Here is a 661-nt window from a genome sequence, read left to right as displayed (position 1 = left end):
ATCACGAAGTCTGCGCCAGACCCCGGATCTTCACGTTCACCGCATCGATGAAGATCACCGGATACACCGAATCCAGCGGCCGATTCTGCCAGTCGGCCATCCCGTCGAGCACCCGGTCGGTGATCGTGGAGATCGTCTGCTTGGACACCTGCGCGTCGTAGACCTCGGCCAGGTGCGCGGAGATCTCACCATGAGTCAATCCCTTGGCCGACAACGAGATCACCATGTCCTCGACCCCGGACAGGCGGCGCTGCCCCTTGGCCACGATCCTCGGGGAGAAACTGCCGTCCCGATCACGCGGCACGGCGATCTCGACCGGCCCGACATCGGTCACGACCGTCTTGACGCGGCGGCCGTTACGCGAATTCCGCCCGTCACGCCCGGCCGGGTCGTGCTTGCCATAGCCGAGGTGATCGTCGAGCTCACCCTCGAGGGCGGCCTCGAGCACCTTCTTCGTCAACTGCCCCAGCAGCCCGCCCTCACCGGTCAGCTGCAGACCGTCGGCACGAGCACGATCCACCATCTGCCGGACCAGATCACCCTCGGGCAGCGGCGGCACCACCGGCGCCGCGCCCAGGTCCGCTACCATCTCCTCCGTAATCACATCAGTCACAGTGAGCTCCTTCTGTCTCAGGAGTTACACCGTTTACCGTACAGTCCC

1 pseudogene is annotated in these 661 nt (G+C 64.9%); it reads right to left on the bottom strand.

Going from position 1 to position 661, the window contains the following annotated elements:
• Positions 1-22: 22 nt before the first annotated feature.
• Positions 23-523 (bottom strand): annotated as a pseudogene (locus ACW2Q0_RS31185) (transposase); the annotation flags it as partial.
• Positions 524-661: the final 138 nt, after the last annotated feature.

The organism is Nocardia citri, from assembly GCF_054065835.1.
The sequence above is the reverse complement of the archived record's forward strand: the minus strand, read 5'-3'. Positions and strand labels throughout refer to the sequence as shown.